The following is an 11,468-nucleotide window of genomic DNA, read 5'->3' as shown; positions in this document are numbered from 1 at the left end:
GCCGCCGCAAACAACACATACATCCACAGCAACTGGCGTCCGAACGTGAAACCGAGGGTCAGCGTGTATACGATCGCCGCCCCGGTCAGCCCGACGCAGATCCAGAGTATCGGGGGTGGAAACAACGCGTGCGGCCGAACTTTCGCGGCCACGATCAAGACGACCCCCGGCGCCGCCAACACGTAGAGCCAGACTGCACAGCCCACCGCCAGTGACACCGGCGGCGGAGCGAGGCGCAGCCGAGGGCGACCGCCGGTCGTGTCCAGGCAGCGGTATTTCACTCTCTCGGCCCCACCGTCCGCACAAACGCCACCACCGCACCGGTATGGCCGGGCTGCGGAACACAGGGACCGAACTCCAGCGCGTCCCGGACACCGTCCCACGCGCGCACCGGGACCGGTGTGCCGAAGTGTCGAGGCCCGATCGGAGCCTCGGCATACGGGATCCCCCGAGAGACCGCGACCGCGCCGTCCCAACGGCCCCGCACCCCTCCGGCACCGGCACAGGCCTCGACTCGATCCTCGCGCGAAACAGCATGACCCTCAAACACACTCGCCATCAGAACATCCTCGACAGCAGTCCTGCAATCGCGCCACCGATTTCACCGCCGCCGCCCGCGGCCGAAACCTGGTGCGGTGCAGAACGTCCGCTATTGCCGATGAGCGGACGTCGACATAACGGGCAGTGTTCCAATGCCATTCGGCTTTCGGGCTGACCGGACCGATCGGTGGACAACCGGCCGACATCCCCATACGGTACAGAACGTGTCGTTTCGTAATGGTCGTTCCGCGGAGCCGGTACCTGAAGTGCGTGGAGGAAGGCCTCGTGATGCGGCGCGCGAGGTCGAGATACTCGCGTGTGTGCTGGAGCTGGTAGGCGAGGTCGGTTATGACGCGTTGACGTTCGAGGCGGTCGCGCGTCGTGCTCGGGCGTCGAAGGCCACGCTGTACCGGCGCTGGGAGACCAAGCGGGACATGGTGGTTGCCGCGATCAAGGCCGGTCCCGCGGCCGGCAACTCCGCGGACCCGGTCGATACCGGTTCCCTGCGTGGAGACCTGATTGCCTTGTGTGAACGGCTCGCCACCACGATGGACTCTGCCGACCCGACGATGAGCTTGATGCTGCTGCATGCGGGTCTGGAGGATCCCGACCTGTGTCGCCATATCGAAGAAGCGAGCGGACCGACCGGTGCCAAGTTGCCAGCCTCGGTGATATCGGCTGCTATCGCCCGGGGCGAGCTACCAGCCGGTGCTCGGCCATTCCCGTACGAGGAAATCACCGGGGCAGTGCTGCTTCTACGCAGGCTGAACGGGCTTCCCGCCGGAGCCGAGTATCTGGCACATCTGGTCGACACGATCCTTGTTCCGGCTCTGCGAGCAAGCGCGAGTGCAGAACCTCCGCTGCCGGCCATTTTCTCCTGACGACACGTCCAACCGATCAACGAAAGGTGCGCGCCCATGTCGGGCACGACAATCGACGACTTCGACTACCACCATGTCCCGGGGGCGGACAGCGTCCATCTGAATGTCGCCGTCGGCGGTGACGGCCACCCCATCGTCCTGTTGCACGGTTTTCCGCAGACTCACCTCATGTGGCGGCATGTCGCCCGTGAATTAGCAGACCATCACCGGGTGATCGTGCCTGATCTGCGTGGCTACGGTGCGAGTGATAAACCCGAAGAGGCGACACCGGACACCTATTCGAAGCGGACCATGGCGCTCGACATCGTCAGTGTCGTACGCGAACTCGGCTACGAGCAGTTCAGCCTTATCGGCCATGACCGCGGAGCGCTGGTGGGGGTCCGAGCAGCGCTCGACCATCCGGACACGATCACCCATTTGGGGATTCTGGATGTGCTGCCGACCATGGATACCTGGGACGTGCTGCACGGTGTCGATGCCGCGGTCGCCTGGCACCTATATCTGATGGCGCAACCAAAGGGCTTGCCCGAGCGGATGATCGAAGCCGTCGCCGAGGACTTCTTCGGCTCGTTCCTCGACGCCTGGGACCCCAGCGGGACAACCTTCCCGCCAAAGGTCCGCCGACACTACATCGACAGTTCCACGCGCGCTGTGCCATCCATCGTCGCTGACTACCGCGCCACCGCCGGAATCGACTTGGAGATGGACCGAGCCGACCGAAAAGCGGGCGCCCAGTTGACCATGCCTATTGCAGTGATCTCCCAGGACTGGGGGGCACGTCTCGGATTCGACGCAGCCGCCCTCTGGCGGCAATGGGCACCGACCGCCACCTACCAGCCGATCGACGCCGGCCACTTCATGGCCGAGGAAAAGCCAACCGAAGTCACCGCCTTCATCCTGGACCTGGTACAACGCACACCCGCATGAACCGACAAGTCCGGAAGAAACTTCCACCTCGGCGAGTGGGTTCAGCATTGACAGCCGCCGGGGGCGGACCGGCAACGTCCTGTAATGCCGCGAGGCGCGCTGACCGAACCGGCCAACGCGGCCTCTTGGAAGACCAACGGGCCGCGGGCATCCGGCGCCGGCCGAACGCACGCTACTGCCGATGTGCGGGCAATGCCAAAGACGTCCTTGCACGCAGCGAGGCATGGTGTCGGTGTGGCTGGCTAGGATCTCGACGGTGTCAAGCACTTTGAACGTATACCTGGTCGATCTGGCCGAACTTGCGGCCGTCGTCGGATCCAAAGACAACGAGCGACTGGATCGGATGCTGGCGTGGGAGCCGGATGCTCTCCTACTGGGCTTCGACACTGACGACCGGGACGATCATGTCGAGCGGAACAAGGATGCCCTTCGAAAGATCTTCGCAGGCGGACCTTTTGACGATGACGATGCCGAGCATTACGTCGAAGCACTGGAACTGATCTGTGAAGATTTGGGAGGTCCGCCCTTCTCCGGCGCGAGGTTCCGGTTCGGCTCCGGAGATCTGCCTTCGATCATTGAAGAGCTGGCCAGCGGCATGATGGAAGAAGACCCGTTCCCTGACACCCCAGACTTGGCCGAGAGCATCGAGATCGCCGAAGGCAACGGGTGGGGCCACATGAGCAAGGGGGACTGCGCCGAGGAACTGGATCATTGGGAACGTGCGGTTGCCGAGGATCCCGACTACTGCGCACCTTTCGGCCCACGCATCGTTGAGTGGCTGCGCCGATCGAAGGAAGTCGACAAGGACCTCATCGGGTTCTGGGGTTAGCGTCCTCTTCTGTCGCGAGGCGCGCTGACCAAGCCGACGGGTGGTGAACAACTTCCGGCTGGGAACGGTCGGAGTCGATCACCAGTGCCAGGGGGTGCTATCCCATCGGTTCGGCATCCTCGGTGTTCCCGCTCGTGGTTGGAACGATGCTGTCGATCGCGTGCATCAGACGTGACGCCGCCTCGCTGCGGTCGTGAACCGACAAGGCCTGGTTAACGATCAACCAATCCGAGCTGTCGTCACCGCGGACGTACTTGCAAAAACAGTTGTAGATCGCGTAATAGGCGAACTCGACCGGATCGGGGAAGACCAGATCGCCGTCTTGCAACGCGGTGATGGGCTCGAGGTAGCGATTGCCGATATCGGCGAGATCCACGCCGGCGCGAGCGCAGCGAAGGGCATCGGCCGGAAGCTCGAGATCCACGTTGTGCCGCATCCTGACAACCGAGTCGCGGTAGCGAAGCGGGGCAGGCTTCCCCTGGACGTAGCCGATCCAGGTCGCCAGGGCGTCCTCGCACAGCGATAGGTGAATTTGTCGTCGGTGATCGGCTCCCAGTTGGAGGAAGAGTTGTCTCGGCGTCATGAGTGATTCTAACGATCCGTAAGGACTCAGCCGACGACGTGCGCGCGGCAGGGGGTGGCGACCCGCGCGGTTGAAGGCGGCAGCGCGAGGCCCTCGGAAGGTCAACGAGCCGAGACGGTCTCGGCTCGCCAAACGCCCTGAAATGCCGATTCCGGTGTGTTCATCGAGCAGTCGTCTGGGTGGCCTGGTCGATGAGTGCTTGGATGCCGGCGTAGATGCTGTTCAGTCCGAAGGTTAGAGGATCGATCCCGGTATGGGTGCCGGTGAGTGTTTTCGCCAGGGCGGGAAAGCGTTCGGCGTGGTGGTCGATGAGCTCGGTGGTGAGCTGCTGCCAGTCGCGGGCATGGTCGCTGTCGTAGTCGGCGTGTTGCTGGGCGAGATTGCGGACGTGCCCGGCGATGAGCAGGAAGAGCTGATGGCGTTCGGCGGGCGGGAGGCCGGTCGCTTCCAGGGCCGCCAGCGCGCCGTCCATCCAGCGGAGTTGATGCGGGCCCAGGAGTTGGCGACGCATCGCGGTCGCGGTCAGCAGCCATGGATGCGCGCGGTAGATCTCGAGCAGCTGGCCCGACCAAGCAGATAGCTGTGCACGCCAGCCTGTTTCGGGCCCGGGGAGGGCGGGCTCGGTAGCCAGGACGGTCTCGACCATGAGCTCGACGAGTTCGGTCTTGCCCGGGATGTAGCGGTAGAGAGCCATTCCGGAGACGCCGAACTCGGCGGCGACCTTGTTCATGGAGACGGCATCGAGCCCATCGGCATCGGCGCGGGCGACGGCGGTCGTGGCGATGGCGGCGACGGTGAGGCCCGGTTTGGGTCCGCGCGCGGGCTCGGCTTGTTCGCCCCAGAGCAGGCTGGCGCCGGCACGCAGATCACGGGGCTTGTCGTCGGCGCTGCGGGCCATGGCGGGGCTTCCTCCTGACGTTGACATCTCGCAGAACTGTTTATACTCTAAACATAGTTGTTTACGACATAAACAGTTTGAGGAGTCATTATGCGGATCCCGGGCACGAAGCACGCGCGGCGGCTGCGCATCACCACCTCGGACGGCGTCGACGAAGCCGGCTTCGTTCGGATCGGCGGGATCGACCAATGGATCTCGATCCGCGGTGAGCATCGCGACAACCCGGTGCTGCTCGAAATCCACGGCGGCCCCGGCGCTTCCAACCTCATCTACGTCCCCCGCACCCGGGAGTGGGAACGCCATTTCACCGTGGTGCGCTGGGATATGCGTGGCGCCGGCAAGACCTTCGGCCATACCGGCCCTTCCTGCCAGGGACAGATGAATCTGGTCCAGCTCGAGCGCGATGGCGTGGAGGTTGCCGAGCGTGTGCGGGCTCGGCTCGGTGTCGACAAGGTCGTCCTGGTGGGCTATTCCTTCGGCTCCTTCATCGCGCTGCGCCTGGCCCGCCGCCACCCCGAACTGTTCTCCGCCTACGTCGGCACCGACCAGAACATCAACGCCGGCGGCCGCGACCGCACCGCCTACACGTGGTTGCTCGAACGGCTCGAAAAGGCCGGCAAGCACAAGGATCTCGCAGCAGTAACCGCCATGACCGGCGACAGGTCGACATGGACCACTGCGGACCGGGAGCAGTTCAACAAGCACACGGTCGGCTCCGATCCGCTGACCTTGGACACCTTCAAGAAGGTCGTGCTGGGGTCGCTGCTGACCTCGCCATTGCACTCCCTCGGCGAAGTCCGTACCTACACGAAGGCTCTGAGCTTCTCCGAATGCCTTGCCCTGCAATCGGTCATGATCGACGAGTGGGCCGAGGGCACCGACTTCGCGATCCCGTTCTTCTTCTTCCAGGGTGAACACGACGTCATCACCCCGGCGCCATCGGCCAAGCGGTTCTTCGACGACGTGACCGCCCCAGTGAAGAAATTCGCTCTCATCGAGGACGCGAGCCACTTCGCGGCCTTCCGCCAACCCGATCGCTTCCTCGACCTCCTGCGCACCCACGTACTCCCCGCACTGGCCGCCGCCGGTGCCCACCACAGCCACGCCTGATAGCCGCCAACGTACTGTCATAGCCGCATACCGCGCTGACCGAACCGGCCAGCGCGGGGCGTCGGCGGCCGAAACCTGGTGCGACGCAGAACATCCGCTACTACCGATGACCGTGTGCCCTGCTGGCGGAACGCAAACGCTCAGCTTGCTCCATGAAGCCAACCGGAGTGCCGCGTAACCTGTTTTACGTCACATCGAGATTGCCGGGTTCGATGGACAATGCACAGCGTGACGAAGACCGAGCGGCTGTACGCGCTGGCCGAGGAGTTACGGGCCTACAGCCCCCGACCACGATCGGCACGGCAGCTGGCAGCACGGTTCGAGGTAACCCCGCGCACCATCGTGCGCGACATAGCCGCCTTGCAGCAGGCAGGTCTGCCAATTGTGGCGGTCCCAGGCCCAACCGGGGGATATGCGCTCGAGCGGGGACAGACGTTGGCCCCGGTAACGCTGACCGCGACCGAGGCGGCTGCACTGCTCGTGGCGTTGCCGCAGCTGGCCGGTGGCCCATTCGCCGGGGCCGCGCGCAGCGCGGTGCACAAGGTGCTGGCCGTGCTGACCGAGGGCGACCGAGCCACGGCAGCCGCGTTGGTCGACCGCATCCGTTTGATTCCTCAGGACACCCCTGTCGCACCTCCTCAGGTGTTGCAGGCATTGGTGCAGCGTCGGGTCGTGCGATTGAACTACATCGACCGCGACGGCGTGGCGACGGCGAGGACTGTCGAGCCGGTGGCGCTGCTGGCCGGTCGATCCTGGTACCTGTACGGCTGGTGTCGACTACGCAACGGTGTCCACGGTTTCCGCCTTGATCGAGTGCGTGAGGCGAACGTGCTCGACGAGGCAACGCCGGAGCGTGACATCGATCTGTCTCTGATTCCGAGAGGGGACGGCACACTCATCGATGTGTCCTCGATCACGGACATACCGTTGTCGCGGTTGGGCTGAAAGCTGGTTGTCGAACCGAGAGTTCGCCGAAGGGCCAACCCGAATCGACAAGGAGCACAAGTGCTTTCCACTATCGCCACCGCCGAACAACTCGCTGCCGCTTGGACGCGATTGTGGAACGGTTCATTCGATATCGCTGACCAGCTGTGCGCCAGCGACTTCCGTGTGTTCTTCGGCAACGCGACCGAAGCCGAAGGCCATCCTGGCGATACCGTGCACACCCCCGTCGAGTTCGCCGACTACCTGCGAAAGTTCCACGCAGACCGGCCCGGTGTCCGCTTCGAAGTGGCGGCACCGACCACCGGCACGATAGAGCCCGACGGCACCAGCCGCGTCTCGCTCGTCTGGCATGTCACCCTGCCCGACGGCGCAACCCTCAGCGGCATCGATCTGTTGGAAACGATTGATACGAAGGTCAGTCGCGCATGGTCGGTCGCTGGCCAGCGTCGCCTACCGACGGCGTAAGCGCGACTCGGCCCCCTTGATCCTCACCGACGCGGTCAAGGGGGAACCGCGCACCGCGCTGGATGCGCCCCGAGTAAACGTCCGCTCTTGCCGCATACCGCGCGGACCGAACCGGCCAGCGCGGGGCGCCGGCGTCCGGAACCTGGTGCGGTGCAGAACGTCCGCTATTGCCATTTCCGGATATTCCGCAGGCATGCAACACCACTACGTCACCAGGACACTGGCCGGGAGATAGCCCGGTTCGTAGGCGGACACTGTTTGCACGGCGTGCCCGAAGGCCCGCAAACGGCGCGAATTCTTCTTCGCGGCAGGACAATCCGGCTCACGCTGGAGGTCGGCGGTCAGCACTCCGGGACGCGGCACATCGAATATGGTCCGTTCGTGTTCTTTTTGTGCTTGCTGTTTCTGTTCCCGGTGCTGTGCTGGGCATTAGCGGCGCAGACCCGGAGAGGGCGATGGGCCGGGGTCACGGTGCTGACCATTGTGGCCGGTGTTCAGATCCCGCTGCAGGATGACGTCTTCGGTACCGATTTCCAGGCCGCCGTCGGCGTAGTACTGGCCGTATTCGTCATCGTGGTGCTGATCGTCGCGCCGATCATGGAGTTGGCGCCTACCCGAGTAGTGCCGCCGGGCCGGGGCGCCAAGGTACGCATAGGCATCGGTTGGACGCTCGGGGGTTTGTACTGCCTGTTCAGTGGGTTTGTGGTGCTGGTGGTCACCGCGACGGGCCTGATGGAATTGGGAACGGCGACCATGCCTCCCGCCGACGCTATCGGCTCGCTGCCCGAGGGACTATCGATGACCAAGACCGAAGCCCCCGACTGTGCCAACGACTCCGACGGCACCGATTGCGAGCGGACCTTCTACATCGCAGGAACGAGCGGGACACCCGAGCAGGTCGCTGAACAGGTTCGGCAGTACCTGACCGACAGCAAAGGATGGACCTTCACCCCCGAAAAGACATTCCCCGACGATTCCGGTACATGGAAAGGCTCTTGCTGGCAGCAAGGCTGGATACTCGATTCGTATCAGGCCTGCACGTGGGTGGAAATCAAGAACGACGGCAGAGTCGCCGTCGTCCTCAGCCACAAGGACATCGACTAGATCGACCTGGCCTTCGCCGACACGGTCAGCAGCGCTGGTGGTTCGTGGTCGCGCTTTTCGGGGCCCACTCCGGCCAGCTTATGGACGTGTTTCCGGCGGTCCACACATCCGCTATGCCGCATACCGCGCTGATCGAACCGGCCAGCCCAGGGCATCGGAAGATCGACGGGCAGAGCGCCGTATGGCCGGCGGCAGTGCTCACTCCCGCTGATGTGAGATGAGTTGTGGTACAGGCCATCCGGAGTGTTGTGAGGTATGCCTTGGCTTGGTGAAAGACGCCGCCTCATGTCCCGTGGACGTCGGAATCGCACTTTTGGATCGGTGGCCGTGGGGTGGTGATTCGCGTCGAGCAATCCGCGGCGCGTGCGGTGTCGAACTATCGAACGGTCCTGTAATCGGTTGAGGGGGAGTGCATTAGTGCAGATGTTCATCAGCGGTCGGGTCCGCTGCTGTAGCGGTGAGGCCCATGTCGTCATTGGTGCGCCGCGGCCGGTCGCCGGTTGTGCCCGTGGCGAGGAGGTCTGCCACGTCGAAATCCATGAGGCGGGAACGGTTGTGCGGCTGCACCCGCGTCCGGGGTCCAGTGGGGTGGTACTGGACAACGCGCTGTGTGAGGTCACCCGGCGTCTGGGTATCGATCTGCCGGGGTTGCTCGCGCACGTCGTGATCGGGCCCGCGGTGCGCGAGTCTCAGGTCCGGTAGCCGAGATTCGCTGCCTCCCCACGTTTCCTGGTGCCCACAACCCCGATGGTTACGTCCGCTCATGCCGAATGTCGTGCGATTAACCGTCTCCCCGAGATCCCTTGATGAATCCGCCTGGGCCGTCCACGACTTCGCTGTCAGATCGAAAATCCGACGGCCCGGATTACCTACCGAAGGCAGCCTGACACATCACTAGCCGTATAGGCGTATGAAGTCCTGGGTCGGGTCGACGGTGGGCACCGTGTAGCTCGACGAACTCCCGTCGACATGGGTCTCCTCGACGTACTGGGCAGGTTCGACGGGCAGGCGGCGCCACCGGGCGCGTGGATCATCGGCCTGCTCGCGGTGACTGTTCGACGACATGATGTCCCCCTCCATAGTCGTTTCACCACATGCTACCCGTAGTTACACGTGCAGAGAGGCACGCATTGCGGCAAAGGCCAAGCCGGGCTGGAGGTTCGAGGACGTTGCGGTGGGCCCGAGTCATGGCGATGGCCACCCGCCAACTGTATGCGCCGACCTTACCTGTCAGTCTCGTATGAGACCAGTTGGTCTGTATCTTTCCTGTAGGTGATGTAGGGCGAGTTCAGGGATATCGAACAAGGTGACGATGGGTGCGGCCGATCTGCCCGCTGGAGACGGCGCGGCGGCGAAGCCGAAGAAGAAGGGCACGGACTCGGCGCGGCCGAAGCGACGGTCGTTCACGCCGGAATACAAGCTGGCGATCGTGGCCGAGTACGACATGCTCACCGAGCCCGGTGCTCGGGGTGCGTTGTTGCGGCGGGAGGGCCTGTATCACTCCCATGTGATCGAGTGGCGGCGTGCGCGGGACGCGGGTGCGTTGAATGCGTTGGTGGCCAAGCCAACCGGGCCGAAGCCGGCGAAATCCGATGCTGATCGCCGGGCGGAGAAGCTGGAAGAGGAGAACGCGCGTTTGCGGGCGGAGCTCGAGCGCAAGGACAAGGCGATGGCTGTGCTGGGAAAAGCTGTCGAGCTGCTGGAGATGCTCTCCAGCAGCGCGGATTCCGAGACCGAGCCGTCGAAGTGATCGACGCGGCGACCGCGGAGCTCGAGCCGCTGGTCGGGCAGCGGGCCGCATGCGCGTTGACCGGCAAGTCGCGGGCCACCCTGCACCGGCACCGCCACCCGAAACCGCCCCGGCAGGGCCCGCGGCGGCCGGTGGTGCATCCGGCCGCGCTGACCGCGGCCGAGCGGGCCGCGGTGCTGGCCGAGCTGCGCAGCGATCGGTTCGTCGACAAGTCCCCGGCTCAGGTGTGGGCGATCCTGCTCGACGAGGGCCGGTATCTGTGTTCGATCTCGACGATGTATCGGCTGTTGCGCGGCCATGGTGAGGTGCGTGAACGCCGCCGCCAGGCCACCCATCCGGCACGGGTGAAACCAGAACTGGTGGCCACCGGCCCGAACCAGGTATGGAGTTGGGACGCAACGAAATTGGCGGGCCCATGCAAGGGCGTCCACTACGTGCTGCTGGTGATGCTGGACATCTTCTCCCGCAAGGAGATCCACCACACGGTGGTCCCGCGCGAATCACAATGGATCGCAAAGCAATTCCAGCTCGACGCGATCGCCGCCAACGACGGGATCGTGCCCGATTACGTCCATGCCGACAATGGTGGCCCGATGATCAGCAAACCGGTCTCGGAGCTGCTGATCGACCTCAATATCACCCGCTCGCACTCGCGCCCGCACGTGTCCAATGACAACCCGTATTCGGAGGCGAATTTCAAGACCCTGAAGTACTGCCCGGCGTTCCCGGAGCGGTTCGCCTCGATCCGGGAGGCCCAGCGATTCTGTCAGGCGTTCTTCACCTACTACAACAACCATCACCGGCACTCCGGGATCGGATTACACACGCCCGCAACGGTTCACGACGGCACCGCCCACCAGATCCGCGCCGAACGCGCCACGGTGCTGACCACCGCCTACGCGGCCAACCCGACCCGGTTCCGGCGGCCTCCAACCCCGCCAAAGCTGCCGAGCGCGGCCTGGATCAACGAACCAGTGAAGGAGAACATCAACACCGAATTCGTGGCATGACCGGTCTCATCTGGATTGACAGCTTCCGCCGATACCTCGCGGCAAGGCAATCCAAATGTCCTGTATTGGCCGCATACCGCGCTGACCGCGGCGAGTCCGGGGCATCGGAAGATCAGCGGGCAGAGCGTCGGATGGCCGGCGGCAGTGCTCGCTCTTGCTGATGTGAGATGAGTTGTGGTACAGGCCATCCGGACTGTTGTGAGGTATGCCTTAGCTTGGTGAAAGACATCGCCTGATGTCACGTGGACGCCAGAATCGCACTTTTGACCGGCCATGTCTGGACACTCCAGATGCGGCTGCTAATCGCTTCTGCCAACGCCCTGTAATGGCTCCCCTACTTATCTTCGAACGGTTGATCAGGCAAGGCGAGATACCTCTGGCTCCCCTTGGTCGATGAGACCTCCCTAAAGGCGTGGCGTTCGCCTT

15 protein-coding genes are annotated in these 11,468 nt (G+C 64.1%); 10 read left to right on the top strand and 5 right to left on the bottom strand.

The genetic code is table 11. The features are described 5' to 3' along the window. Positions 1-182: hypothetical protein (locus ACIRRA_RS44730; protein WP_402781838.1), on the bottom strand; the 182-nt coding region annotated here is incomplete at its 3' end. Between the two features lie 95 nt (positions 183-277). After that, on the bottom strand, positions 278-559 hold the full coding sequence (locus ACIRRA_RS44725) for a carboxylesterase family protein (RefSeq protein WP_402781835.1): 282 nt from the start codon (positions 557-559) through the stop codon (positions 278-280). A gap of 301 nt (positions 560-860) precedes the next feature. Between ACIRRA_RS44725 and ACIRRA_RS44720 the strand changes: the two genes are divergently transcribed. The 3 genes from ACIRRA_RS44720 to ACIRRA_RS44710 all read left to right on the top strand — a co-directional run bounded on the left by ACIRRA_RS44720 (position 861) and on the right by ACIRRA_RS44710 (position 3,177). Beyond that, positions 861-1,421: a TetR/AcrR family transcriptional regulator gene (locus ACIRRA_RS44720; protein WP_402781832.1), complete on the top strand. Its 561-nt coding sequence runs from the start codon at positions 861-863 to the stop codon at positions 1,419-1,421. Between the two features lie 36 nt (positions 1,422-1,457). After that, the gene (locus ACIRRA_RS44715) at positions 1,458-2,348 is read left to right on the top strand and encodes an alpha/beta fold hydrolase (protein ID WP_402781829.1); all 891 of its coding nucleotides are present in this window, start codon (positions 1,458-1,460) and stop codon (positions 2,346-2,348) included. A 256-nt stretch (positions 2,349-2,604) separates the two neighbouring features. After that, a complete protein-coding gene (locus ACIRRA_RS44710) occupies positions 2,605-3,177 on the top strand; it encodes a hypothetical protein (protein ID WP_402781826.1) in 573 nt (190 codons plus the stop codon). 97 nt (positions 3,178-3,274) lie between these two features. On the opposite strand, the gene ACIRRA_RS44705 is transcribed toward ACIRRA_RS44710, so the two are convergent. Together ACIRRA_RS44705 and ACIRRA_RS44700 are read right to left on the bottom strand one after the other, a co-directional pair. Next, positions 3,275-3,760, bottom strand: coding sequence for a hypothetical protein (locus ACIRRA_RS44705; protein ID WP_402781823.1), 486 nt, complete (start codon positions 3,758-3,760; stop codon positions 3,275-3,277). Between the two features lie 160 nt (positions 3,761-3,920). Continuing rightward, positions 3,921-4,658: a TetR/AcrR family transcriptional regulator gene (locus tag ACIRRA_RS44700; protein ID WP_402781820.1), complete on the bottom strand. Its 738-nt coding sequence runs from the start codon at positions 4,656-4,658 to the stop codon at positions 3,921-3,923. A 90-nt stretch (positions 4,659-4,748) separates the two neighbouring features. Between ACIRRA_RS44700 and ACIRRA_RS44695 the strand changes: the two genes are divergently transcribed. From ACIRRA_RS44695 to ACIRRA_RS44675, 5 genes are all read left to right on the top strand, one after another. Continuing rightward, positions 4,749-5,768: an alpha/beta fold hydrolase gene (locus ACIRRA_RS44695; RefSeq protein ID WP_402781817.1), complete on the top strand. Its 1,020-nt coding sequence runs from the start codon at positions 4,749-4,751 to the stop codon at positions 5,766-5,768. Positions 5,769-5,996: 228 nt separating this feature from the next. Beyond that, positions 5,997-6,713, top strand: coding sequence for a helix-turn-helix transcriptional regulator (locus ACIRRA_RS44690; RefSeq protein WP_402781814.1), 717 nt, complete (start codon positions 5,997-5,999; stop codon positions 6,711-6,713). Between the two features lie 60 nt (positions 6,714-6,773). Further along, on the top strand, positions 6,774-7,178 hold the full coding sequence (locus ACIRRA_RS44685) for a hypothetical protein (protein ID WP_402781811.1): 405 nt from the start codon (positions 6,774-6,776) through the stop codon (positions 7,176-7,178). 258 nt (positions 7,179-7,436) lie between these two features. Continuing rightward, positions 7,437-8,282, top strand: coding sequence for a hypothetical protein (locus tag ACIRRA_RS44680; protein ID WP_402781808.1), 846 nt, complete (start codon positions 7,437-7,439; stop codon positions 8,280-8,282). A 423-nt stretch (positions 8,283-8,705) separates the two neighbouring features. Then, the gene (locus ACIRRA_RS44675; protein WP_402781805.1) at positions 8,706-8,984 is read left to right on the top strand and encodes a hypothetical protein; all 279 of its coding nucleotides are present in this window, start codon (positions 8,706-8,708) and stop codon (positions 8,982-8,984) included. Positions 8,985-9,176: 192 nt separating this feature from the next. Here ACIRRA_RS44675 and ACIRRA_RS44670 read toward each other — a convergent pair whose 3' ends face one another. Continuing rightward, entirely contained in the window at positions 9,177-9,347 is a 171-nt protein-coding gene (locus ACIRRA_RS44670) for a hypothetical protein (RefSeq protein WP_364626563.1), read from the bottom strand. Positions 9,348-9,594: 247 nt separating this feature from the next. Here ACIRRA_RS44670 and ACIRRA_RS44665 point away from each other — a divergent pair, with 247 nt between their 5' ends. Together ACIRRA_RS44665 and ACIRRA_RS44660 are read left to right on the top strand one after the other, a co-directional pair. Continuing rightward, positions 9,595-10,032: a transposase gene (locus ACIRRA_RS44665; protein WP_402781801.1), complete on the top strand. Its 438-nt coding sequence runs from the start codon at positions 9,595-9,597 to the stop codon at positions 10,030-10,032. Then, positions 10,029-11,042 (top strand): transposase, encoded by a 1,014-nt coding sequence (locus ACIRRA_RS44660; RefSeq protein ID WP_402781798.1) that lies wholly within the window; start codon positions 10,029-10,031, stop codon positions 11,040-11,042. Before ACIRRA_RS44665 ends, ACIRRA_RS44660 begins: the two co-directional genes overlap by 4 nt. Positions 11,043-11,468 lie beyond the last annotated feature (426 nt).

It is taken from the genome of Nocardia sp. NPDC101769 (assembly GCF_044766925.1).
Taxonomy (GTDB): Bacteria; Actinomycetota; Actinomycetes; order Mycobacteriales; family Mycobacteriaceae; genus Nocardia.
The sequence above is the reverse complement of the archived record's forward strand: the minus strand, read 5'-3'. Positions and strand labels throughout refer to the sequence as shown.

Coding starts and splice junctions, on each gene's coding strand:
- ACIRRA_RS44665 (WP_402781801.1), top strand. CDS start 9,595: ATGGGTGCGGCCGATCTGCCCGCTGGAGACGGCGCGGCGGCGAAGCCG.
- ACIRRA_RS44675 (WP_402781805.1), top strand. CDS start 8,706: ATGTTCATCAGCGGTCGGGTCCGCTGCTGTAGCGGTGAGGCCCATGTC.
- ACIRRA_RS44725 (WP_402781835.1), bottom strand. CDS start 559: ATGGCGAGTGTGTTTGAGGGTCATGCTGTTTCGCGCGAGGATCGAGTC.
- ACIRRA_RS44700 (WP_402781820.1), bottom strand. CDS start 4,658: ATGGCCCGCAGCGCCGACGACAAGCCCCGTGATCTGCGTGCCGGCGCC.
- ACIRRA_RS44715 (WP_402781829.1), top strand. CDS start 1,458: ATGTCGGGCACGACAATCGACGACTTCGACTACCACCATGTCCCGGGG.
- ACIRRA_RS44695 (WP_402781817.1), top strand. CDS start 4,749: ATGCGGATCCCGGGCACGAAGCACGCGCGGCGGCTGCGCATCACCACC.
- ACIRRA_RS44705 (WP_402781823.1), bottom strand. CDS start 3,760: ATGACGCCGAGACAACTCTTCCTCCAACTGGGAGCCGATCACCGACGA.
- ACIRRA_RS44670 (WP_364626563.1), bottom strand. CDS start 9,347: ATGTCGTCGAACAGTCACCGCGAGCAGGCCGATGATCCACGCGCCCGG.